Origin of the sequence: Mycobacterium sp. 050272 (assembly GCF_039023525.1) — a bacterium.
In the GTDB taxonomy this organism is placed as follows: domain Bacteria; phylum Actinomycetota; class Actinomycetes; order Mycobacteriales; family Mycobacteriaceae; genus Mycobacterium.
Genome location: NZ_JBCHKV010000013.1, coordinates 66,785 through 90,213, shown reverse-complemented (window position 1 = coordinate 90,213; position 23,429 = coordinate 66,785). Strand labels below are relative to the sequence as shown.

Genomic DNA, 23,429 nt, shown 5'->3' with positions numbered 1-23,429 from the left:
TCAGCGTTTCACCGTTGGCATAGTCCTCACACCAATCCTCGGTACGAGGGAGTGAAGCAATGTCTGTGGCCCAATCCTGGCAGCAATGCCGCACGGCTCAATTCAGCGCCACCTGGAGCGCGTCGGGCACCGTCATCACGGTCGACGGTGAACTCGACGCCGCGAACTCCGACCAGCTGGCGATCTACGTGCAGCGCAATGCGCGCCGCGCCAAGCGCGTGATCCTCGATCTACGCAGTCTCGATTTCATTGGTACATCTGGTTTTTCGGCGCTGCACCGTATCAACGTGGTGTGCTCGGGCGCCCAACTCAGCTGGGCGATGGTGCCCAGCCCGGCGGTGATGCGGCTGTTGCGGGTGTGCGACCCGGATGGCACCCTGCCGGTGACGACACCGATGCAGGAGCCGCTGCTGGAGCGGGTCGCGTGGAGCGTGAGCCCCAACGCGCGGCCGCTACTCCAGCTGGTCGCGGAGCCGAGCTAGCGATTTAGCCAGCAGCCGCGAGACGTGCATCTGCGAAATGCCGACTCGTTCGGCGATCTGAGTCTGCGTCATCGACTCAAAGAACCTGAGCACCAACACCGTTCGCTCTCGCTCGGGCAGGCTCTCCAGCAACGGACGTAGCGACTCGCGGTCCTCGATGCGATCGATGCTGGCGTCGACGTCACCCAGCGTGTCCGCGATGGCCCGCGCGTCCTCTTCGTCGCCGCCGCCCCCACCGCTGTCGATGGACAGGGTGTTGTACGAGCTGCCCGCTACCAGACCCTCGACGACCTCGGCGCGATCCATTTCCAGCTCGGCCGCGAGTTCGGTTGCGGTGGGCGCCCGCCCCAGGCGCTGCGACAGGTCGGCGGTCGCGCTGCCGAGCCGCAGATGCAGCTCCTTGAGGCGTCGCGGCACCTTGACCGACCAGCTGTTGTCCCGGAAGTGCCGGCGGACCTCACCCATGATCGTGGGCACCGCGAACGACACGAAGTCCGATCCGGCGTCGACGTCGAAGCGCACCACGGCATTGACCAATCCCACGCGCGCAACCTGAACCAGGTCGTCGCGCGGTTCGCCGCGACCCTCGAACCGGCGGGCGATGTGATCGGCCAGCGGCAAGCACCGCTCGACGATCTTGTCCCGTTGGCGCTGGAATTCCGCCGAGTCGGCCGAGACAGTGGCCAGCTCACGGAACATATCCGGAACATCGGCGTATTCGTTTGGGCGTGACGAGCCCGAACCGCCGTCAGCTTGCGCTGTCACCGGCTAGCGGCCGCCCGTCGCGCCGTCAACTTGATACCGAAGACGCTGCCGGTTGCAGTGGGTTCACGACCGTCGTGGAAAGTTTGGACGTCGTCGGCCAGCGACGTCAGGACGTGCCAGCTGAAGCTGCCCGGCGAGACGACGTCGTGGGTGTCGCACGCGGCGGACGCCTCGACCACCAATTCGTCTTCGCGCGGGTCGACCACCACGATCAGCGTCGCATCCGGGGTAGCCGACCGGATCAACCGCGTGCATACCTCGTCGACCGCGAGCCGCAGATCCGCCACGGCGTCGAAATCCAGGTCCTCGTAAGTGCCGATCGCACCCACCAGCGTGCGCAGCATGGCGAGGTTCTCCAGGCGAGCAGCAACATGTAATTCGACGGCTCTGTGGCCGCGCTGACGCTTGTCAGCGCGCAATCCAACATCGGTCATATGGTCTCCCGGCAACGTTTGGCTCACACTACCCCTCGCTTAGGGGCGCTCCATTGGTCGGGACAGCCCACCTGGTCAGCCCTCATCGCGTGGTCAGCCCTCATCGCGGCCGGGGAATGTCGCTCGGCATGGACGCGCCAGACACCACCGGCGATCCAGAATCACAGGCGCTGCGCACAAAATCATCATGGGCACTCATCATGGTTTAGACCTGATACCCACTCGATGTCGCGGATAACCTACGAATCTGGCGACTGCCTGACCGCATCGGGGTGGTCGAGGTACCACCGATCGAAGATCCGGCGCACCCGTCGGTGTTCGGCTGCCAGCCACACCAGGCCCACCACCGTGACGACAAGCGCCGTCACCCCTGCGGTCATGCCCTCGTGCTGATGTCCGGTGCCGAATGCCGCAAGGCTTCCGCACACCGCGACCACCCCGGCCACCACCATCAGGTATCCGGGCCAGTGCAGTACGTCGATCAGTGATTCGCCGGCGAGCGGCCGCGTCGTCCGCAAATGGTCGACGGGGTCGTGATAGGTGTCTCCCATGGCTGCTCCTAGGGTCGCACCTCTGATTATGAGCCCCCCAGCGCCGGACCGGCAATCGCCGGAACACCCATGGAGACCGCGACGATCATCAGCGTCAACAAGAACCAGCCCGCGCCGTGCCATCCCCACCAGGTGCCCTCGACCCGCCATACCCGGTAGGTCCGCACGAACGCCCACAGGCCGCCGGCCAACAGGATCAGCGGACCCCCGACGGCCAGCAAGGTGCGCTGCGGCACCCCGCAGGCGGCCGTGTCCACGCCCGTTCCCGGGCAGGTGCTGACCCACAACGCGGCCATCACGATGAATCCGACTCCCGCGGCCGCCGCCAAGACGGCAAAGCGGACGGCGGCGCGCACCTCGCCGTCTTCGGAACCCAGACGATCACCCCGTGATCGCTCATCTGCTTTCGGCATCGAGAACCTCATATTCCGCGTGCTGACTCCATGTGTGTTTCGTCCGCACCGACGGATTAGTTACCCATTTCTCTCAGACAGTCACGCACCGACGCGACAGCCACGTCGATTTCGGCCCGCGACACCGTTAGCGCTGGACGGAATCGCACGCCGTCGTCTCCGGCGGGTAACACGATCACACCCCGGTGCCACAGCCGGCTGATCAACTCGTCACGACCGGCGGCGGTCGGCAGGCTGAACGCGCACATCAGCCCCCGACCGCGGGGGTCGGACACCAGCGCGCCGAACTCGCCGGCGAGCTCGACCAGCCGGCCCAGCAGATAGCGGCCCCGCTCGGCGGCCCGATCGAACAGTCCGTCGGCCTCGATGATTTCGAGGATGCGCCGCGCCCGCACCATGTCGGTCAGATTGCCGCCCCACGTCGAGTTGATCCGGGAGGAGACGGCGAAGACGTTGTCGGCGACCTCGTCGACCCGCCGGCCGGCCATCACCCCGCACACCTGGGTCTTCTTGCCGAATGCCACCACGTCGGGCTGCACGCCCAATTGCTGGTAGGCCCAAGGGGTTCCGGTCAGCCCGCAGCCGGTCTGCACCTCGTCGAAGATCAGCAACGCATCGTGTTCGTCGCACAGTGCGCGCATCGCCGCGAAGAACTGGGGCCGGAAGTGGCGGTCGCCGCCCTCGCCCTGGATGGGTTCGGCGATGAAGCAGGCGATGTCGTGCGGGTGGGCCTCGAACGCCGCCCGGGCCTGGCGCAGCGACTCGGCTTCGGCCGCGTCCATGTCCGTCTTGTTCAGGCCCGGCCGGATGTACGGCGCGTCGATGCGCGGCCAGTCGAACTTCGGGAAGCGGGCCACGGTGACCGGCTTGGTGTTGGTCAGCGACAGTGTGTAGCCGCTGCGGCCGTGGAAGGCACCGCGCAGGTGCAGCACCCGGGTGCCCAGCTCGGGATCAATCCCGCGCTTTTCGTTGTACCGGCTCTTCCAGTCGAAGGCCACCTTGAGGGCGTTCTCCACCGCGAGTGCGCCGCCGTCGATGAAGAACAGATGCGGCAGCGCCGGGTCGCCCAGCACCCGGGCGAAGGTCTCGACGAAGCCGGCCATGGCCGCGGTGTACACATCGGCGTTGCTCGGCTTGTTCAGCGCGGCCACGGTCAGTTCGGCGCGGAACTCCGCGTCGTCGGCCAGGGCCGGATGGTTCATCCCGAGCGCCGACGAGGCGAAGAAGGTGAACATGTCGAGATAGCGCCGGCCGTCGCGGGCGTCGACCAGATACGAGCCGCACGACCGGGTCAGGTCGAGCACGAAATCAAAACCATCGACCAGCATGCTGCGCGACAACACGTCGTGGACGCCGTGGGCTTGCGACAGGACGGCAGTCATACCGCCATGCTATCTGACTATTTACGGATTTATGACGATATTGCCGTATCTTTTATGGTATATATTGCCGATCGCTGTAAAAAGTATTGAGTATGATCGTGCTTCGGGTCTGGACGTTGGCCGCGGTCCGGATTCGCTGCAGCAGATCCTCGAGCGCCCGCGCGGACTTGACGCGCACCAGCAGGACATAGCTTTCCTCGCCCGCCACCGAGTGGCACGCCTCGATCTCCTCGATGTGTGCCAGGCGGGCGGGCGCATCATCGGGTTGGGAAGGATCAAGAGGAGTGATGGCCACAAACGCCGATAGCACGTGCCCGATCGCTTCGGGGTCGATCCGCGCGGCGTACCCCGAGATCACGCCGCGGGCCTCCAGCCGGCGCACCCGGGACTGCACTGCCGAGACCGACAGGCCCGCACTCGCGGCCAACTCCGCGAGGGTGGCGCGTCCGTCGGCAACCAGGCGGCGCACCAGAATCCGGTCGATGTCGTCGAGCGACTCACTCATGGCCAGAGATTAACCGTGAGCCGCGTCAAAAGGCTGGTGACCTGGCAGCTCCGCGAGCGCTTCGCGGCGGGGTTGTCGGCGATGTATGCCGGCGAGGTGCCCGCCTACGGCACCCTGGTCGAGGTCAGCGAACAGGTCAACGCCGAGCACGTGGCACGCCATCGCGGCGCCGAACGTCTGGGCTCCTTGGCACGGGTCACCGCCGAACGGCACGGCGCCATCCGGGTGGGCAGCCCGGCCGAACTGGCCGCGATCGCGGACTTGTTCGCGGCGTTCGGCATGAGACCCGTCGGGTACTACGACCTACGTCGCGCCCGCACGCCGATTCCGGTGGTATCGACCGCTTTTCGGCCCATCGATACAAACGAGTTGGCGCGCAATCCTTTTCGGGTGTTCACGTCGATGCTGGCCACCCGCGACGCGCGGTACTTCGATCCCGACCTGCGGACCCGCGTCGAGACGTTCCTCGCGCGCCGCGAGCTGTTCGACCCCGCGCTGCTCGGTCGGGCCCGGTTGATCGCCGCCGAGGGTGCCTGCGACGCCGAGGAAGCCGACGCGTTCGTCGCCGCGGCGGTGGGCGCCTTCGCGCTGTCGCGGGAGCCGATCAACAAGGCCTGGTACGACGAGTTGTCCCGGGTCTGTGCGGTGGCCGCCGACATCGCCGGCGTGGGTTCCACCCACATCAACCATCTGACGCCGCGCGTCCTGGACATCGACGAGCTGTACCAGCGGATGACCGGGCGCGGCATCACGATGATCGATGCCATCCAGGGCCCGCCGCGCACCGACGGACCCGCGGTGTTGTTGCGCCAGACGTCATTTCGCGCGCTGGCCGAATCATGTCTGTTTCGCGGTCGCGACGGGACCGTGACGGCGGGGAGTCTGCGGGTGCGGTTCGGCGAGGTGGAGGCGCGCGGTGTGGCGCTGACCCCGCGCGGGCGCGAACGCTACGACGCCGCAATGGCCGCCGAGGATCCCGCCGAAGTCTGGAGCGACCACTTCCCGTCGACCGACACGGAGATGGCCGCCGAGGGCCTGGCCTACTACCGCGGCGGTGACCCGGCGGCCCCGATCGTCTACGAAGACTTCCTGCCGGCCTCGGCGGCGGGCATCTTCCGGTCCAACCTGGAACGCGACGCCCGGGCGGCCTTCAGGACCGCGGAGGGCATCGACGATGCTGGCTACAGCGCCGAGTGGCTGGCCGGGGCGATCGGCCACCATATCCATGACCCCTATCTGCTCTACGAGGAGGCATCGGCATGACGACCTCTGACGAGTTGCGCGCCCGGGCACGTCAGGCCCTGCGGGCGACGGGCGCCGACGTCAGCCTCGGCGAGCCCGACGGACATGGCCTGGCGGCCAGCACGCCGATCACCGGTGAGGTGCTTTTCACCGTCGAACAGACCACGCCCGAGCAGGCCGACCGCGCGATCGCCGCGGCCGCCGAGGCCTTCACCACGTGGCGCGCCACCCCGGCCCCGGTGCGCGGTGCCCTGGTGGCCCGCCTCGGCGAGCTGCTCACCGCACACCAGAACGACCTCGCGACGCTGGTGACGCTCGAGGTCGGCAAGATCACCTCCGAAGCCCTCGGCGAAGTGCAGGAGATGATCGACATCTGCCAGTTCGCGGTCGGCCTGTCGCGCCAGCTCTACGGCCGGACCATCGCCTCGGAGCGCCCCGGGCACCGGCTGGCCGAGACCTGGCATCCGCTGGGCGTGGTCGGGGTCATCACCGCGTTCAACTTCCCGGTCGCGGTGTGGGCGTGGAACACCGCGGTGGCCCTGGTCTGCGGGGACACGGTGGTATGGAAGCCCTCCGAGCTGACGCCGTTGACCGCGCTGGCCGCCCACGCGCTGATCGGGCGGGCCGCCGCCGACGTCGGTGCGCCGCCCGCGGTGAGCCAGTTGGTGCTGGGCGAACGCGACCTGGGCGAGCGGCTGGTCGACGACCCGCGGGTCGCGCTGGTGTCCGCGACGGGTTCGGTGCGGATGGGCCGGCAGGTGGGTCCGCGGGTGGCCGCGCGCTTCGGGCGGGCGCTGCTGGAGCTGGGCGGCAACAACGCCGCGATCGTGACGCCGTCGGCCGACCTGGATCTGGCGCTGCGCGCCATCGTGTTCGCCGCCGCCGGCACCGCCGGTCAGCGCTGCACCAGCCTGCGCCGGCTGATCGTGCACCGCTCGCTGGCCGACGTGGTCGTCGAGCGGGTGGCCGCCGCGTACCGGCAGTTGCCGATCGGCGACCCGTCGGCGCCGGGCACGCTCATCGGCCCGCTGATCCACGAGACCGCCTACCGCGACATGGTCGGCGCGCTGGAACAGGCGCGCGCCGAGGGCGGCGAGGTGATGGGCGGCGACTACCAGGACGTCTGGGGCGAGGCGTATCCCAGCGCCTACTACGTCGCACCGGCGGTGGTGCGCATGCCCGCACAGAGCGACATCGTGGCCGCCGAGACGTTCGCGCCGATCCTCTACGTGCTCACCTACGACGCCCTGGACGACGCGATCGCGCTCAACAACGGCGTGCCGCAAGGGCTCTCGTCGGCGATCTTCACCACCGACCTGCGCGAGGCCGAGCGATTCCTGGACGGCTCCGACTGCGGCATCGCGAACGTCAATATTGGCACGTCGGGGGCCGAAATCGGTGGCGCGTTCGGCGGCGAGAAGCAAACCGGCGGCGGGCGGGAATCCGGCTCGGACGCGTGGAAGGCCTACATGCGACGGGCCACCAACACCGTGAATTACTCCAGCGAGCTGCCCTTGGCTCAAGGTGTGGAGTTCGGATAAACGCAAGCTGAATTGTCTGCCCGTCTTCGTGAGTACTATCTGACACATGCCAACGGCTAGGAGGCGGTTGTCCCCTGAGGACCGACGCGCCGAACTGCTTGCGTTAGGGGCGGAAGTATTCGGGAAGCGGCCTTACGACGAGGTCCGCATCGACGAGATCGCCGAGCGGGCCGGCGTCTCGCGGGCGCTGATGTACCACTACTTCCCCGACAAGCGAGCGTTCTTCGCCGCGGTGGTCAAGGACGAGGCCGACCGGCTCTACGAGGCGACGAACAAAGAGCCGATGACCGGGCTGACGATGTTCGAAGAGGCGCGGATGGGCGTGCTGGCCTACATGGCCTACCACGAACAGAACCCGGAGGCCGCTTGGGCCGCTTACGTCGGCCTGGGCCGGTCCGACCCGGTTCTACTCGGCGTCGAGGACGATGCCAAGAATCGCCAGCTGGAACACATCATGACCCGTATTCATGAGGTCGTGGCCGCGGTTCCGGGGGCGAAGCTGGCGCCCGACGTCGAGCGGGACCTGCGGGTGATCCTCAACGGCTGGATCGCGTTCACGTTCGAGTTGTGCCGTCAGCGCATCATGGACCCGACCACCAGTGCCGAGCGCCTGGCCGACTCGTGCGCGCACACGCTGCTCGACGCGATCACCCGGGTTCCCGAGATTCCCGAGGAACTCGCCCACGCGATGGCGACCGCCCGCCATCAACCGCAGTAGCACGTTTCTGTCGGTGTGTGTTGGCACCATGGGCAGGTGAGCACCGAAGCACTCGAGAAGTTCAGCGAGATAACCCGCGAGTGGTTCAGTAGCACCTTCCCGGCGCCGACCACCGCGCAGGCGGCGGCCTGGGATGCCATTGCCGACGGCAACAACACGCTGGTCATAGCGCCGACCGGATCCGGTAAGACGTTGGCGGCGTTCCTGTGGGCCTTGGACTCCTTGGCCCGCACCACCGGCGCGGACGAACGCCGCAGCGGCACCCGCGTGCTGTATGTCTCGCCGCTCAAGGCGCTAGCGGTCGACGTGGAGCGCAACCTGCGCACGCCGCTGGCCGGGCTGAGGCGAATCGCCGAGCGCCACGGCCTGCCCGCCCCCGACATCAGTGTCGGGGTTCGCTCGGGTGACACCCCGCCGGCGCAGCGCCGCCAGCTGATCAACTCCCCGCCCGACGTGCTGATCACCACCCCCGAGTCGCTGTTCCTGATGCTGACCTCGGCCGCGCGCGACACGCTGGCCGGCGTACAGACGGTGATCATCGACGAGGTGCATGCGATCGCCGCGGGCAAGCGCGGCGCACACCTGGCGGTGTCGCTGGAGCGGCTCGAGGACTTATCCCGAGACCTGCGGGACGGGCGGCCCGCGCAGCGCATCGGACTGTCGGCGACGGTGCGCCCGCCCGAGGAGCTCGCGCGGTTCCTGTCCGGTACCGCCCCGACCACGATCGTTGCTCCCCCGTCGGCCAAATCCTTTCAGCTCACCGTGCAGGTGCCGGTGCCCGACATGGCTAACCTGGCCGAAAACACAATCTGGCCCGACGTCGAGGCCCGCCTGGTCGACCTGATCGAAGCGCACAGCTCGACCATCGTGTTCGCCAATTCGCGACGGCTGGCCGAACGACTTACCGCACGGCTCAACGAGATTCACGCGGAGCGCAGCGGTGTCGAACTGTCGGACCCGGACAATCAAAAGGTCAACCGCAAGGTGCCCGGCGGGGCTCCGGCCCACATCATGGGCAGCGGCCAGACCTACGGCGCCGATCCGGTGCTGGCTCGCGCGCACCACGGTTCGGTCAGCAAGGAACAGCGCGCGCTGGTCGAAGAGGACCTCAAACGCGGGCTACTCAAGGCCGTGGTCGCCACGTCGAGCCTGGAGCTGGGCATCGACATGGGTGCCGTCGATCTGGTGATCCAGGTGGAGGCGCCGCCGTCGGTGGCCAGCGGCTTGCAGCGCATCGGGCGGGCCGGCCATCAGGTCGGCGAGGTGTCCCGAGGTGTGCTGTTCCCCAAGCACCGCACCGATCTGATCAGTTGCGCGGTCAGCGTGCAGCGGATGCTGGCCGGGCAGATCGAGAGCATGCGGGTGCCGGCCAACCCGCTCGACATCCTGGCCCAGCAGACGGTAGCCGCCGCCGCGCTCGAGCCGCTGAACGCCGACCGGTGGTTCGACACGGTACGACGCAGCGCCCCGTTCTCGACCCTGCCGCGCAGCGTGTTCGAAGCCACCCTGGACCTGTTGAGCGGCAAGTACCCGTCCACCGAATTCGCCGAACTGCGACCGCGCCTGGTGTACGACCGCGACACCGGCACGCTGACCGCCCGGCCCGGTGCGCAGCGGCTGGCCGTCACGTCCGGCGGCGCGATCCCCGATCGCGGGATGTTCACCGTCTACCTGGCCAGTGAGGCCGAAAAGCCTTCGCGGGTAGGTGAACTCGACGAGGAGATGGTCTACGAGTCGCGGCCCGGTGATGTGATCTCGCTGGGGGCGACCAGCTGGCGGATCACCGAGATCACCCACGATCGAGTGCTGGTGATTCCGGCGCCGGGCCTGCCCGCCCGGCTGCCGTTCTGGCGCGGCGACGGCGTAGGCCGCCCTGCCGAGCTCGGCGCGGCGCTGGGCGCGTTCACCGGCGAGCTTGCCGGGCTGAACCGCGAGGAATTCGGAACACGTTGCGCCGCATTGGGTTTCAACGACTACGCGACCGACAACCTGTGGGTCTTGCTCGACGACCAGCGGACCGCCACTGCAACGGTGCCCACCGACACCACCCTGCTGGTCGAACGATTCCGCGACGAGCTCGGCGACTGGCGGGTGATCCTGCACTCGCCGTACGGGCTGCGCGTGCATGGCCCGCTCGCGCTGGCGGTGGGCCGGCGGCTGGCCGAGCGCTACGGCATCGACGAGAAGCCGACCGCTTCCGACGACGGCATCGTCGTGCATCTGCCCGACACCGGGCTCTCCAGCCAAGAGGGCGCCCCGCTGGGCGCAGAGCTTTTCGTCTTCGACGCTGACGAAATCGACCCGATCGTCACCGCCGAAGTGGGCGGCTCGGCGCTGTTCGCGTCCCGCTTCCGGGAATGCGCGGCGCGCGCGCTGCTGCTGCCGCGGCGCCACCCCGGCCGCCGCTCGCCGCTGTGGCACCAGCGTCAGCGCGCCGCGCAATTGCTGGACGTGGCCCGCAAGTATCCCGACTTCCCGATCGTGCTGGAGACCGTCCGGGAATGCCTGCAGGACGTGTACGACGTTCCGGCGCTGGTTGATTTGATGACGGGCATCGCCAACCGCCGGGTGCGGGTGCTCGAGGCCGAAACACCCAAGCCGTCACCGTTCGCCGCGTCGCTGCTCTTCGGCTACGTCGGCGCGTTCATGTATGAAGGCGATTCCCCACTCGCCGAGCGCCGCGCCGCGGCCCTGTCGCTGGACAGCACGCTGCTGGCCGAGCTGCTCGGACGCGTCGAGCTGCGGGAGCTGCTCGACGCGGACGTCATCGCCGCGACCGGCCGCCAGTTGCAGCATCTGACCGCCGAGCGGGCCGCCCGCGACGCCGAGGCGGTTGCCGACCTGCTGCGGCTGCTGGGCCCGCTGACCGAAGACGAGGTCGCCGCGCGATCCGAGGCCGCCGACGTGGGCGGCTGGCTGGAAGGCTTGCGCGCCGCCCGGCGCGCGCTGACGGTGTCGTTCGCCGGCCGCAGCTGGTGGGTGGCCATCGAGGACATCGGCCGCCTGCGCGACGCGGTCGGGGTGGCCGTCCCGCTGGGCGTCCCGGCCACCTTCACCGAACAGGTGGCCGACCCACTCGGCGAGCTGCTGGGCCGCTACGCGCGCACCCGCACCCCGTTCACCACCGCCGAGGCCGCGGCCCGCTTCGGGCTGGGGCTGCGCGTGACGGCCGACGTGCTGAACCGGCTGGCCAGTGACGGCCGGCTGGTGCGCGGCGACTTCATCGCTTCCGGCGGTGCCGGCGGAGTTGGCGGCGAACAATGGTGTGACGCAGACGTTTTGCGAATACTGCGGCGGCGTTCGCTGGCGGCGCTGCGCGCTCAGGTCGAGCCGGTCAGCACCGCCGCCTACGGACGCTTCCTGCCGGCCTGGCATCACCTGGGGGCCGCCAGCGGCCTGGATGGGCTGATGGCAGTGATAGATCAGCTGACCGGGGTGCGGATACCGGCGTCGGCGCTCGAGCCGCTGGTACTGGCACCGCGCGTGGCCGGCTATTCGCCGGCGATGCTCGACGAGCTGCTGGCGGCCGGCGAGGTCACCTGGTCGGGCGCCGGGTCGATCTCGGGCAGCGACGGCTGGATTGCTTTGCACGCCAGCGATTCCGCGCCGCTGAGCCTGACGACTCCCGACGAGATCGACTTCACCGACACCCATCGCGCGATCCTGGAAACCCTGGCCGGCGGCGGCGCGTACTTCTTCCGGCAGCTCGCTCAGGACGGCATCTGCGAATCCGCGCTCAAAGATGCGCTGTGGGAACTGATCTGGGCGGGCTGGATCACCGGGGACACCTTCGCCCCGGTGCGCGCGCTGCTGACGGGCACCGGGGCCCGCAAACGCTCGGCTCCCGCCCACCGCACCCGCCGGGCGCCGCGGCTGAGCCGGTACAGCGTCGCAAATCCGAACGCCCGGACCACCGACCCCACCGTGGCCGGGCGGTGGTCGGCGCTGCCGACCCCGGAGCCCGATTCCACCCTGCGCGCCCACTATCAAGCCGAATTGCTGCTCAACCGGCATGGGGTGCTGACCAGAGGCGCGGTGGTGGCAGAAAATGTGCCGGGGGGGTTCGCCACGTTGTACAAGGTTCTGAGCACGTTCGAAGAAGCCGGCCGGTGTCAGCGGGGATACTTCGTGGAGTCGCTGGGCGGCGCCCAATTCGCCGTCGCCTCCACCGTCGACCGGCTGCGCGGTTACCTCGACGGGATCGACCCGGAGCGACCCGAATACCGGGCGGTCGTGCTGGCCGCCGCCGACCCCGCCAACCCGTACGGGGCCGCACTGCCCTGGCCCGCGACCGACGGGCCACGCCCGGGCCGTAAGGCCGGCGCGCTCGTCGTGCTGGTCGACGGTGAGCTGGCCTGGTTCCTCGAGCGCGGCGGGCGGACATTGCTGACGTTCACCGGCGATCCCGGCGCCCACCACGCGGCGGCCCAGGGGCTGGCCGACCTGGTCACCGCCCGGCGCGTCGAGTCGATCCTGGTCGAACGCATCGACGGGGTGCCGGCCCTGCAGCCGCTGCCCGGCGGGCCGAGTCCCGTCACCGAGGCACTGTCGGAAGCGGGCTTCGCGCGCACCCCGCGCGGAATGCGGCTGCGGTGATGACCGATGCCCGAGGGTGACACCGTCTGGCACACCGCGGCCATGCTGCGCGAGCACCTGGCCGGGCAAACGCTGACCCGCTGCGACGTCCGGGTCCCACAGTTCGCCACCGTCGACCTGACCGGCACCGTGGTCGACGAGGTGATCAGCCGCGGCAAGCACCTGTTCATCCGGGTCGGGCGGGCCAGCATCCACTCACACCTGAAAATGGACGGCAGCTGGCGAGTCGGGAACCGCCCGGTGCGGATAGACCATCGCGCGCGTATTATCTTGGAAGCCAGCAATATTCGCGCCGTTGGCATCGATCTTGGCGTGCTCGAGATTCTCGACCGCGATCGCGACGGCGAAGCGGTCGCACATTTGGGACCCGATCTGCTGGGCCCGGACTGGGATCCCGACCTCGCCGCGGTGAACTTGGTCGCAAGCCCCGACCGGCCGCTGGCGGAGGCGTTGCTTGACCAGCGGGTGATGGCCGGGGTCGGCAACGTCTACTGCAACGAATTGTGTTTCCTCAGTGGACACTTGCCCACCGCACCGGTCAGCGCGATCGCAGACCCGCGCCGTTTGGTGTCGCGAGCCCGCGACATGCTGTGGGCCAACCGCTTCCGCTGGAACCGGTGCACCACCGGCGACACCCGGGCGGGCCGGCAGCTGTGGGTCTACGGCCGCGCCGGGCAGAGCTGCCGACGCTGCGGCACGCGCGTCAACGTCGACGACACCGCCGCCCGGGTGGCCTACTGGTGCCCGTCGTGTCAGCGCTGAATCCCAAACTCTGGGCGAACTTTAGAAACACGTTGCTCATCCCGGCCGGGAAATCCTGCGAAACACTGCGAATCGGCGACGGCTAGTCGCGGGCATGCGCCAGGAAGAATTGCGCGATCGATTCGGATCCGTCAAGCACTCGCGTGGTCGGCCCGATCACCGCCCTCGGCAAATACTGCTTGCCGCCCGGCCAGGTGTGTCCGCCATTGTCGATTTGGTAGAACACCACCTCGGTGGCCGCCGCACACGCCGTCGATTCGATGCGGTGCACGACGGTGCCGTCGCCGACGTTGGGCAATACCTGGGCCACCGGGTCACCCTGGCAGCCGTCGGCCGAACGCCACTTGTCCACCATGGTTTTGACCGAGATGGAGTGACTCAGCCCACCGCGACCACGTACGTCCCCGCCGTTGAAATGCACCAGCGGATCGGCAGTCCCGTGCGCCTCCCACACCGAGACCGGCTGCGACGGATTACACGCCACGCCGACGCCCAGCGTGCCCGCCACCGGCGCGATCGCCGAGAAAACATCAGCACGATCGCAAGCCAGCCGGTTGGACATGAAGCCGCCGTTGGACATTCCGGTGACGAATACGTGCCCGGGCGCGATGTTGTAGTCGTTGCGCAGCTTGTCGGCCAGCCCCACCAGGAAGCCGACGTCGTCGACATGGCGACGATCGGCGGGCGAAGCTCCCCGCCCGTCGGCCCAGCTCTTGTCGTAACCGTCGGGGTAAACCACCAGCAGGTTGTTGGCGTCAGCGACGGCATCGAAGTCCGTCAGACCCTTCTGGCCCTTTCCGCTGCCGCCGCCGCCATGCAGGCTGAGTACCAAACCGACGGGATCGCCGGGTGGCAGGTGCATTACGTAGGTGCGGTCCAGGCCGCCGGACCGAAACTTTCCGGCCAGATCGCGCGGCGTGGCCGCCGATACGTGCTGCACGCCGCAGCCGACAAGACAGACCACCAGCAGCGCCAGCGGTAGCAATCGTCCATACGGCATGAGGGTCAAATTACCTACCGCAGTGACGGTTCGATCACCTCGGGCGGGTGTTGGATATGCCGGCGCTGAAAACGGCCATGTTCAACTCCCGGCCAGAGTTACTCACATTGGCAACGATCGTGATTTGAGCGATGATGAAGAACGTGAAAATTGCCAAGCCCGGCTCCCTGAAGATGCCGTCGGGCACCCGACTCGTAGCAGCGATGGCCGTGTCGCTTGGCGTGCTCGGCGCAGGGCTCGCACCCGCCGCCCACGCCGACGCGAACGATGACAAATTCATCCAGCTGCTGATTTCCGACGGCATCACCCATGATTCCGTCCCCGCTGCCATTGCGGCTGCGCGGAAGGTTTGCGAGTACCTTGCCCAGGGGATGACGCCCAACGAAGTCGTCATCGACGTGGAGAACAGCAGCAGCCTGCCCGACTACGACGCCGGCTACTTCGTCGGCGCGGCCATTCGCGCCTACTGCCCGCAGTACAAGCCGCCGCCGGAGCCCGCACCTCCGCCGGCACCGCCGGCGACCTAACGAAACGGCCACAAACCACCACAAAACGGCGAGCCAGAGCCGTTGCGCCTCCGCCTGTGCGTACACTTTAACAACAGGTGAACAGACGGAGGACTAAAAATGATCACGAAGATAATAATCGGTGGTGCGATCGTTCTGGGTGCCACGGTTGGGCTCGCCGCACCTGCCAGCGCGGATGTGGTGTTCAACCAATTTTCCTGTACCTGCGGGGCACCGCCCCCATTCGCCAGCCCACTGGCCGCGGATCGCATCAACCAGGGTATTCACGACGCCTTGACCCGCGTGCTGCCTGGCGACAACGGTTAGCCGGCCGCTCCCTGTCCGACAGCTTGGACAGCGGCGTGCTCGTGTAACGCCTGCTCAGCGTTCACCGGAACCGGCATCAGGTCGAAGACGACCTCTTTGACGGTGCCGGTGAACGCGTAGGGCGCCCTGTCCTCGTATTCGCGATCGACGACCAAGCCGTTGTCGCGGCCGATGTCCATTCCGGCATACGACGTGAAGGCCAGACTCACCGTTTGGGGCAGCTCGCCCTCTCCGATCAACCGATCGCCGGCCCACAGCGTCACACGTCCACCCGAACCGACGACGGGCTGGGCTGATTCGAACAGCATCCGCACGGTGACATCGCCGACGGGCAGTGCCTCGGCCGATACCTGCCGATAGGTCTCGACGCCGAGGAACGAATACGTGTGATGCAGCTTGCGCTCCTCGTCGACCCACAACGCGAATCCGCCCATGAAGTCGGCGTTGGCGACCAGCACCCCCTGCGCTCCGGCCTCGGGGATGTGCAGCCGCGCCTCGATCGCGTAGGAACGGCCGAAGATGCGCGGCACCATGCCGCGCTGAATGTTCTGCACGCCTCCGGAGAAGCTGAACCGCGCGGTGGTGGGCAGCGGCGGCAGATCGCCGAACATCACCGCAAGCCCGCCGAGAAGCGGTAGCACCCGGTTCTTTTCGGCTTCGTGCCACCACAGTTCGATCAGCTCGGCGAGCTTGTCGGGATGCTCGGCGGCCAGGTCGTTGGCCTGAGCGAAGTCGTCGGGCAGGTAATACAGCTCCCAGACGTCGTCGTCGGGGTTGTAGTTGCCCGGCGCGAATCGCTGCATGGTCTGCGGCGACAAATCCCATGGCGCCTTGTCCAACCGGGCGCAGGCCCACCAGCCGTCCTTGTACAACGCGCGGCTGCCGAAGTTCTCGAAGTACTGCACGGTGTGCCGCTCTTGTGCCGCCGAATCGTCGAAGGTGTGGATGAAGCTGGTGCCGTCCATCGGCTCCTGCTCGAACCCGTCGACACTGCTCGGTTCCGGTAAACCGATGGCCTCCAACACCGTTGGCGCAATGTCGATGCAGTGCGTGAACTGTTCGCGCACTCGGGCGTCGGGCCGGATCCGGCTCGGCCAGGCCACCACCATCGGATCGCGGGTGCCGCCCAAGTGGCTGCCCATCTGTTTGCCCCACTGATACGGGGTGTTGTTGGCGTGCGCCCAGGCGCTCGCGAAATGCGGTGCGGTGTCCTCGTTGCCCAGCGCTTCGATCCCGCCGTATTGCTCGATGAGTGCCAACTGCTGCTCGGCGGTGAGATCCAGGCCGTTGATGAACGTCATTTCATTGAACGAACCGGTGTTGGTGCCCTCCATGCTGGCGCCGTTGTCGCCCCAGATGTAGAAGACCATCGTGTTGTCGGACTCGCCCAGACCGTCGATCGCGTCCAGCAGGCGACCGACATTCCAGTCGGCGTTCTCCGAGAACCCGGCGAACACCTCCATCTGCCGGGCATAGAGTTTGCGCTGGGTCTGCGACAGACTGTCCCACGCCGGAAACAGATCGGGTCGCTCGGTGAGTTCGGCGTCGGGCGGAATGATCCCGAGCTGCTTTTGCCGCTCAAAGGTCTTCTGCCGGTACACATCCCAGCCCTCGTCGAATTGACCGCGATACTTGTCGGCCCACTCGGCGTACACGTGGTGCGGCGCGTGGGTGGCGCCGGTCGCGTAGTACATCATCCACGGCTTGGTGGCGTTGGCCGCCCGCACGGTGTGCAACCACTCCACGGCCTTATCGGTGAGATCGTCGGGGAAGTAGTACGGCTTGTCGCCGTGGCCCTGCGGTATGCCGAGCACGGAATTGTCCTGGCTGATGATCGGGTCGTACTGGCCCGCGGCTCCCGACGGGAAGCCCCAGAAGTGGTCGAATCCCCAGCCGAGCGGCCAGTTGTCGAACGGACCCGCAGCGCCCTGCACGTTGTCCGGAGTCAGATGCCACTTACCGAAGCGCCTGTGACATAACCGTTGTCGCGCAGAATCCGCGGTAGCGCGGCGCAGCTGCGCGGCTTGGCCGTCGAGTAGCCCGGGTAAGGGCCGGGAAACTCGCACACCGATCCGAAGCCGACCCGGTGGTGGTTGCGTCCGGTCAGCAGCGCCGCGCGGGTCGGCGAGCACACTGCGGTGACGTGAAAGCGGTTATAAGCCAACCCGTTACGCGCCAGCCGGGACAGTGTCGGGGTGCGGATAGCGCCGCCGAAGGTGTCCGGCCCGCCGAAGCCGGCGTCGTCGATCAGCACGATCAGCACGTTCGGCGCGCCCTCGGGTGCGGCGGCGCCGGGCACGATCGTCCAGTCCCCCACCGACTCCGCCACGGTGCGGCCCACGGTGCCGCCGAAGCCGCGCTGCGGTATCGGCAACCGGGTGCGGTCCGGGTTGAACTTGCCCATCGCCTCCTGTAGTGCTGCGCCGAAGCCTCGCAATGTCGAATGAGCCAGTTCTGCAACCGATTTCATCGGTGATCCGGCCAGCGCCTGCTGGACGGCAAGCCGGGATTCGGCCGGCGCCAGGACAACGATCAATGCGCTGTCGACCGCCATCTGCTCGCCGATCTTGTCGGACAGCCCGCCCTTGACCTTCTGATTCAAGAAGGTGCCAGCCAGGGCGCCGGCCGCGGCGCCGACTGCCGCCGTGATTACCGACGCCGGCGAGAGCAGTCCCGCGGCCAGGCCCGCGCCGGCACCCCACTTGGCGCCGCGACGGCCGAGGCGATTGCCGCTGTCGACGAACACGCGATTGCCCTCGGCGTCCTTTCCGACCAGCACCGCGTCGCGCACCCGCAGGCTCTTGGCCTTGACGCGGTCGATCAGGGTGTGAAAGTCGTCGCGGGCGGCCTCGAGGCCTTGATAGCCGGCAACGATGACCAGCGTGTGTTCTTCGCTCATAACCAACTTATAGACCCCCGGCGTCAGTATGCGGATATCTCATCCTCACTCGGCAACACGCCGCTGTTGATGAAGATGACACGACGGCCGATCTCCACGGCGTGGTCGGCGAAGCGCTCGTAGAAGCGACCCAGCAATGCCGTTTCGACACCGACGGAGACGCTGTGCGGCCATTCCCGATCGATCAGCACACCGAACAGCTCCCGATACAGGTCATCCATCGCGTCGTCCTGCTCGTGCAGCAGACCGGCTTGTCCCGGATCGCACGATATCAATGCGCTTTTCGCACTGTCGCCCAACGTAATTGCCACCTTGGCCATGGCCGCGAAGTATTCGCCGACTTCGGCGGGCAGGACGTGCTTGGGGTGCTCGCGCCGGGCGATCTTCGCGATATGCACCGCCAGCGCACCCATGCGTTCCACGTCGGCGATGATTTGTATCGAGCTGAAGACCGCTCGCAATTCGCTGGCCACCGGTTGTTGCAACACCAGCAGCGCGAAGGCTTCCTTTTCGACGTGGGCCCGCAATGCCACGATCCGCTCGTGGTCGCCGATCACCTGCTCGGCGGCGACGTTGTCGGCCTCGAGCAAAGCCCGGGTCGCGCGCTTCATCGCGACACCCGCCAGGCCGCACATTTCGCCCAGTTGCGTCGTCAGGTCGGCCAGCTGTTGGTGATAGGCGGTACGCATCCGTGAAACCTCCCTGAGCTAGTGGCCCGACAACGATGTTCGCCGTGTTCGGGAACCTCTCGCAAGGGACGAAAGCCACCGAAGGGGGGCCTTACGGCTCCTCTGAATCAGCTCCGCGCCGCATAGTCTGACGAAGTGATCACGCCGCGTGGTTTACCGGGCTTGGCCTTGGTGGCCGGCCCGCTGCGGGCGACCGTCGGCGGTACTCAAATGGCGCTGAGCGCAGGCGTTGTCGCTGCGGCCGGAGCGGCACACACGGCCCTCGCCGGCGTCGGCGTGGCGGCCAGAATGAGCAAGTCGTTAACCCATGGCGCGCCGGATGTTTCGTCGGCGGCACGCGCGACGGCGGGCGTGCTGATCGAGGCGCTGGGCGGCCCCGCGGCACGGCGCACCAGCCGCAGCGGGCCGCGGTGCTGGATCGAGGTGCGCGGTCTCGGCGGCGAACATGCCAGCGCCATCGCTGCCGACGTGCTGGCCGCCGTCCGCGCGACACCCGGTATTCGCACGGCCTTCCTCAACCGCGCCCTGGCGCGGGTCGTGGTCACCGTGGACACCGACGCCGCCGACGCGCCCTCGCTGATCGACCTGTGCCGGATCGTCGAGAACGCCGAATCGCGCGGCCGGGTAGGCGTCGCACGACACCAGCCGGCCTCGCTGCCGGGTGACGATGCGGTGCTGGTGGCACGGATGGTCGCGGCCACGGCCGCCACTGTGGGCCTTGGTCTTTCACTGACCGGCAGCCTGCTGCGCCTGCCCAGAATGCCCGACTTGGTGGCCGTGGTACCGACGCTGGCCGATCACCTGCCGCGAGTGCGTCGAGAGCTGGAACAACGCCTCGGTCCGGAGGGAACCGATGTGTTGTTCGGTTTGGTCAACGCCGCTACTGCCGCGCTGACGGTGTCGCCGACGGCGGCGGCCGCCGAGGCCGCTACCAACACTCTGCTGGCGGCGGAGGCGTGGAGTTGCCGGTTGGCGTGGTCCCGGCATGAATCCACGGTGGGCTGCCTACCGATTCCGGACGATGCGGCGTTGACGACGCGGGACCGGCCCCGCCCGCCCGACGGTCCCGCCGAACGTTATGCGAACCGCGTCGGCCTGGCCGGTATCGGGGCCGGCGCGCTGGTGGGTCTGGTGTCACGGAATCTCGACACGGCCGGTGCCGCCGCGCTCAGTACCGTTCCGAAGCCGTTGCGCACCGTGCGTGAGGCGTTCGCCTGTGCGATGAGCAGCGGACTCAACGTCGACCATGACGCGCTGGTGCTGCACCCTCGTGTGCTGCGCTCACTCGATCGGATCGACGCGATCATGATCGACCCGCGAGCGCTCTACACCGACGAGCTGATGGTCAGTCGCATTCTGGGCGTGGAGAATTCGGTGCGTTCCCACGCGTGGGAAGCGGTGCGGGCCGAACTCGAAAGTGACGGCCTGAAGCCGGGATGGCACCAGCTGGCCGACATCCCCGGCGCCGGCAGTGTCGGCGAGGCGCTGATCAGCCCGGTTCGCGATCCGTTCGCCGCGGCGGTGCTGACCGAAGCGCGCCGGTCACAGCCGCGGATCTTCTCCCTGGATGACGACGGGTTACGTTCCCTGGCAAGGGGATTCGATCAGCTCTATCCCACAGACGGCTCGATCGACCACGCGGTGGCAGCGGCGGTGGCCGAACTGAAGGCCGGCGGCGCCACCGTGGCGTTGCTGACGACGGCGGAGATGCGGGCCGCCCACCGGTCCGACATCACGATCGGCGTGCTGCGCGACGGGCGGCCGCCGCCATGGAATGCCGACGTGATCGTGGACGACCTGACCGGCGTCTGGCGGGTGCTGCACGCACTGCCCGCCGCCCGGTCCGCCACCGAGGGCGCCGTCCGGCTGTCCGCCTCGGCGTCGGCGCTCGGCGCCTTGATGTTGATTCCCGGTGTGCCAGGCCGCAGTTCGACGTCGGTCAACATCGGCATGGTCACCAGCCTGTGGCTCGGATACCGGGCGGCCGCGAAGGCGTTTCGCGATCCACTGCCCGAACCGGAGACCAGTCACGAATGGCACGCGCTGCCCGTCACGGAAGTGCAGCGGCTGTTGCCCCGCCCGACGGACCAACGCGTGGTGGAAGTACCGACGTGGTGGTCACAGCGGCCGGCGGTTCGTGCGGCCCACGATGCCACCGCGGCATCGTGGGGTCTGCTCCGCGATTTCGTCGGCGAGATGCGCGGCGACCTGGCGGACCCGATCACCCCGCTGCTAGCCACCGGAGCGCTGGCCAGCGCGCTACTCGGCTCCCCGCTGGATGCGGTCCTGGTGGGCAGTGTGCTGTTGTCCAATGCGGCGTTGTCGGCCGAGCAGCAGCTCTACGCCGAACGCACGCTGGATCGCCTGCTGGCCGTGCAGGATCCGCCCGCACGCCGCTACGTGGGCCGAGTGGAAGCCCAGCGCTACGAGAACGTCGCCACCAGGCGGCTGCGGCTCGGCGACGTCATCGAAGTCCGGGCCGACGAGGTGGTCCCGGCGGACGCCCGACTGCTGCGCGCGATCAATGTCGAGGTCGACGAATCCACACTGACCGGCGAATCGCTACCGGTGGCCAAGCAGACCGAGCCCACACCGGGCGCCCCGCTCGCCGAGCGCACCTGCATGATCTATGCCGGCACCACGATCGTCGCCGGCACCGCGGTGGCCGTGGTCACCGCGGCGAGCTCGCGCTCGGAGATGCGCCGAGCGCTGGCGATGGCCCCGCGGAAGCTGCAAGAGGTCGGCCTGCAGCGGCAGTTGCGCCACATCACCGGTCGGGCGTTGCCGTTCAGCGTGGCCAGCGGCGGCCTGGTGGGGCTGATCAGCCTGGTGCGCGGCACACCGTTGCGCGACGCGATGTCCAGTGCGGTCACCTTGGTCATCGCGGCCATTCCGGAGGGGCTGCCGTTGGTGGCCACCCTGGCCCAGCTGTCCGCGGCCCGTCGGCTCACCGACCGATCGGTCCTGATCCGCAATCCGCACTCGATCGAAGCGCTGGCCCGGTTGAACGTGGTCTGCTTCGACAAGACCGGAACGCTCAGCGAAAACCGGCTGAGGGTCAAATCGGTGCACCCGATGGCCGGCTACAACCCGGCACAGGTGCTCGACGCGGCGGTGAGCACCAGCTACGCCAGGCACACCCACCGCGTCGACCACGCCACCGACGACGCCATCACCCAAGCCGCCGACGACCCGCAGCTGCGAGACGACGGGTTGCCGCCACCACCGCGGCGCAGCCGCGACGCGTTCCTACCGTTCCAGTCCTCCGGCCGGCCGTTCGCGGCGGCGCTGGTGGGCACCCGACTGACCATCAAGGGCTCGCCCGAGGCGCTCTCGTCAGCGCTGCGGCATGACGACCAGCCGTTGGCGCAGCAGGTCGACGAGATGGCGGCCAATGGTCTTCGGGTGCTGGCGGTTGCCGAGCGCGAACTCACCCCGCACCAGGCAGCGGCCGCCGCCGCCAACCCCGGCTATCTGGAAAGCGTGTGCACGTCCGGCCTTACCCCGGTCGGTCTGATCGGCTTGGCGGACACGCCGCGGCCGGCGGCCCGTGCCCTGCTGCAGAGCCTTTCCGAGCGCGACATCGCGGTCCGGTTGATCACCGGTGATCATCCCTGCACCGCGCGGGCGATCGCCCAGGAGCTGGGCATCGACGTGAGCGCCGATCAGGTGGTCACCGGCAGCGACTGGGAAGCGCTCTCCGCCGACCAGCGGGCGCAGACCGTCAAATCGCATGTGGTGTTCGCCCGGATGACGCCAGAAGACAAGATCGACGTGGTCCAGACCCTCGAGCGGGCGGGCCTGGTCACGGCGATGGTCGGCGACGGTGTCAACGACGCCGCCGCGATCCGGGCGGCGAGCGTGGGCATCGGGGTGGCGGCCCGCGGCAGCGACGCGGCGCGCAGTGCGGCCGACGTGGTGCTGCTCGACGAACGGATCGAGGCGCTGCTTGATGCTCTCGACGAAGGCCGGCAGCTGTGGCAGCGGGTGCACTCGGCGGTCTCGATGCTGCTGGGCGGCAACCTCGGCGAAGCGTGCTTCGCGACGATGACCGCCCTGTTGACCGGGCGATCGGTGCTCAACGCCCGGCAGATGCTGCTGGTCAACATGCTGACGGACGCGCTGCCCGCCGCCGCGCTGGCCGTCAGCCCGCAGTCCGACAAAGCCGATGAGGACCGCGACGAGGCCGCGATGTGGCGCGCGATCGGGATTCGCGGTGCGGCCACCACGATCGGCGCCACGCTGGCCTGGACGATGGCCAGCGCGACCGGCATGCCGCAGCGCGCCGCGACCGTCGGGCTGATCGCGCTGGTGAGCACGCAACTTGCCCAGACTCTGATCGACTCACAGGCGCCGATGGTGGTGTTGACGTCGGTCGGTTCACTCGGAGTGCTGGTGGTGGTGGTCAGCACTCCGGGACTCAGCCAGCTGTTCGGCTGCACCCCGGTAGACCCGTTGGCCTGGGGTCAGGCCTTGCTCGGGGCTGCGGTGGCCAGTGCGTTGCCCGCGATTGCTCCCCGCCTGCTGCGGCGGGCATCTGAGGTAATCCAACGACAAATCTCGGGCGACGAGTTGGCCCGACTAACCCAAGGAGTCGAAAGTGGTTGGCGGTAACAA

Annotated in this window: 16 protein-coding genes and 1 pseudogene; 8 read left to right on the top strand and 9 right to left on the bottom strand. The window is 68.2% G+C overall.

The window, feature by feature from the left end:
* Window positions 1–59 precede the first annotated feature (59 nt).
* On the top strand, window positions 60–482 hold the full coding sequence (locus AAHS21_RS22290) for an STAS domain-containing protein (RefSeq protein WP_342929721.1): 423 nt from the start codon (window positions 60–62) through the stop codon (window positions 480–482).
* On the opposite strand, the gene AAHS21_RS22285 is transcribed toward AAHS21_RS22290, so the two are convergent.
* The 6 genes from AAHS21_RS22285 to AAHS21_RS22260 form a co-directional block, all read right to left on the bottom strand.
* Window positions 453–1,247: an RNA polymerase sigma factor SigF gene (locus tag AAHS21_RS22285; RefSeq protein WP_342929720.1), complete on the bottom strand. Its 795-nt coding sequence runs from the start codon at window positions 1,245–1,247 to the stop codon at window positions 453–455. The two genes, AAHS21_RS22290 and AAHS21_RS22285, sit on opposite strands and share 30 nt — an antisense overlap.
* Entirely contained in the window at window positions 1,244–1,681 is a 438-nt protein-coding gene (locus tag AAHS21_RS22280; RefSeq protein ID WP_342929719.1) for an ATP-binding protein, read from the bottom strand. The genes AAHS21_RS22285 and AAHS21_RS22280 overlap by 4 nt, the downstream gene beginning before the upstream one ends.
* 239 nt (window positions 1,682–1,920) lie before the next feature.
* Window positions 1,921–2,232 (bottom strand): protein UsfY, encoded by a 312-nt coding sequence (usfY, locus tag AAHS21_RS22275; RefSeq protein ID WP_096285189.1) that lies wholly within the window; start codon window positions 2,230–2,232, stop codon window positions 1,921–1,923.
* 26 nt (window positions 2,233–2,258) lie between these two features.
* Window positions 2,259–2,645, bottom strand: a complete 387-nt coding sequence (locus AAHS21_RS22270; RefSeq protein WP_342929718.1) for a hypothetical protein — start codon at window positions 2,643–2,645, stop codon at window positions 2,259–2,261.
* Window positions 2,646–2,701: 56 nt separating this feature from the next.
* Entirely contained in the window at window positions 2,702–4,027 is a 1,326-nt protein-coding gene (gene lat, locus AAHS21_RS22265) for an L-lysine 6-transaminase (RefSeq protein WP_342929717.1), read from the bottom strand.
* A 52-nt stretch (window positions 4,028–4,079) separates the two neighbouring features.
* Entirely contained in the window at window positions 4,080–4,532 is a 453-nt protein-coding gene (locus tag AAHS21_RS22260; protein WP_342929716.1) for an Lrp/AsnC family transcriptional regulator, read from the bottom strand.
* A gap of 15 nt (window positions 4,533–4,547) precedes the next feature.
* On the opposite strand from AAHS21_RS22260, the gene AAHS21_RS22255 reads away from it, so the two are divergent.
* The 5 genes from AAHS21_RS22255 to nei2 are packed head-to-tail and all read left to right on the top strand — an operon-like array spanning window position 4,548 to window position 13,391.
* The gene (locus AAHS21_RS22255; protein WP_342929715.1) at window positions 4,548–5,795 is read left to right on the top strand and encodes a DUF1338 family protein; all 1,248 of its coding nucleotides are present in this window, start codon (window positions 4,548–4,550) and stop codon (window positions 5,793–5,795) included.
* Entirely contained in the window at window positions 5,792–7,315 is a 1,524-nt protein-coding gene (locus AAHS21_RS22250) for an aldehyde dehydrogenase family protein (RefSeq protein ID WP_342929714.1), read from the top strand. The genes AAHS21_RS22255 and AAHS21_RS22250 overlap by 4 nt, the downstream gene beginning before the upstream one ends.
* 46 nt (window positions 7,316–7,361) lie before the next feature.
* Window positions 7,362–8,033, top strand: a complete 672-nt coding sequence (locus tag AAHS21_RS22245; protein WP_096285177.1) for a TetR/AcrR family transcriptional regulator — start codon at window positions 7,362–7,364, stop codon at window positions 8,031–8,033.
* A 36-nt stretch (window positions 8,034–8,069) separates the two neighbouring features.
* Entirely contained in the window at window positions 8,070–12,629 is a 4,560-nt protein-coding gene (locus AAHS21_RS22240; RefSeq protein WP_342929713.1) for an ATP-dependent helicase, read from the top strand.
* Between the two features lie 6 nt (window positions 12,630–12,635).
* Window positions 12,636–13,391: an endonuclease VIII Nei2 gene (nei2, locus tag AAHS21_RS22235; RefSeq protein ID WP_342929712.1), complete on the top strand. Its 756-nt coding sequence runs from the start codon at window positions 12,636–12,638 to the stop codon at window positions 13,389–13,391.
* 82 nt (window positions 13,392–13,473) lie between these two features.
* Here nei2 and AAHS21_RS22230 read toward each other — a convergent pair whose 3' ends face one another.
* Window positions 13,474–14,391, bottom strand: a complete 918-nt coding sequence (locus AAHS21_RS22230; protein WP_342929711.1) for a PHB depolymerase family esterase — start codon at window positions 14,389–14,391, stop codon at window positions 13,474–13,476.
* Between the two features lie 143 nt (window positions 14,392–14,534).
* Between AAHS21_RS22230 and AAHS21_RS22225 the strand changes: the two genes are divergently transcribed.
* On the top strand, window positions 14,535–14,918 hold the full coding sequence (locus AAHS21_RS22225; RefSeq protein WP_342929710.1) for a DUF732 domain-containing protein: 384 nt from the start codon (window positions 14,535–14,537) through the stop codon (window positions 14,916–14,918).
* Window positions 14,919–15,220: 302 nt separating this feature from the next.
* Here the strand turns inward: AAHS21_RS22225 and AAHS21_RS22220 are convergent.
* Both AAHS21_RS22220 and phoU read right to left on the bottom strand, forming a co-directional pair.
* Window positions 15,221–18,123: pseudogene (locus AAHS21_RS22220) on the bottom strand (arylsulfatase).
* 23 nt (window positions 18,124–18,146) lie between these two features.
* A complete protein-coding gene (phoU, locus tag AAHS21_RS22215) occupies window positions 18,147–18,812 on the bottom strand; it encodes a phosphate signaling complex protein PhoU (protein ID WP_342929709.1) in 666 nt (221 codons plus the stop codon).
* A gap of 288 nt (window positions 18,813–19,100) precedes the next feature.
* On the opposite strand from phoU, the gene AAHS21_RS22210 reads away from it, so the two are divergent.
* Window positions 19,101–23,426 (top strand): cation-translocating P-type ATPase, encoded by a 4,326-nt coding sequence (locus AAHS21_RS22210; protein WP_342929803.1) that lies wholly within the window; start codon window positions 19,101–19,103, stop codon window positions 23,424–23,426.
* Window positions 23,427–23,429: the final 3 nt, after the last annotated feature.

What these genes read in the sequence shown, in the direction of transcription:
- usfY (WP_096285189.1), bottom strand. Translation starts at nt 2,232, where the DNA reads ATGGGAGACACCTATCACGACCCCGTCGACCATTTGCGGACGACGCGG.
- AAHS21_RS22280 (WP_342929719.1), bottom strand. Translation starts at nt 1,681, where the DNA reads ATGACCGATGTTGGATTGCGCGCTGACAAGCGTCAGCGCGGCCACAGA.
- lat (WP_342929717.1), bottom strand. Translation starts at nt 4,027, where the DNA reads ATGACTGCCGTCCTGTCGCAAGCCCACGGCGTCCACGACGTGTTGTCG.
- AAHS21_RS22230 (WP_342929711.1), bottom strand. Translation starts at nt 14,391, where the DNA reads ATGCCGTATGGACGATTGCTACCGCTGGCGCTGCTGGTGGTCTGTCTT.
- nei2 (WP_342929712.1), top strand. Translation starts at nt 12,636, where the DNA reads ATGCCCGAGGGTGACACCGTCTGGCACACCGCGGCCATGCTGCGCGAG.
- phoU (WP_342929709.1), bottom strand. Translation starts at nt 18,812, where the DNA reads ATGCGTACCGCCTATCACCAACAGCTGGCCGACCTGACGACGCAACTG.
- AAHS21_RS22270 (WP_342929718.1), bottom strand. Translation starts at nt 2,645, where the DNA reads ATGCCGAAAGCAGATGAGCGATCACGGGGTGATCGTCTGGGTTCCGAA.
- AAHS21_RS22250 (WP_342929714.1), top strand. Translation starts at nt 5,792, where the DNA reads ATGACGACCTCTGACGAGTTGCGCGCCCGGGCACGTCAGGCCCTGCGG.
- AAHS21_RS22210 (WP_342929803.1), top strand. Translation starts at nt 19,101, where the DNA reads ATGAGCAAGTCGTTAACCCATGGCGCGCCGGATGTTTCGTCGGCGGCA.
- AAHS21_RS22260 (WP_342929716.1), bottom strand. Translation starts at nt 4,532, where the DNA reads ATGAGTGAGTCGCTCGACGACATCGACCGGATTCTGGTGCGCCGCCTG.
- AAHS21_RS22290 (WP_342929721.1), top strand. Translation starts at nt 60, where the DNA reads ATGTCTGTGGCCCAATCCTGGCAGCAATGCCGCACGGCTCAATTCAGC.
- AAHS21_RS22245 (WP_096285177.1), top strand. Translation starts at nt 7,362, where the DNA reads ATGCCAACGGCTAGGAGGCGGTTGTCCCCTGAGGACCGACGCGCCGAA.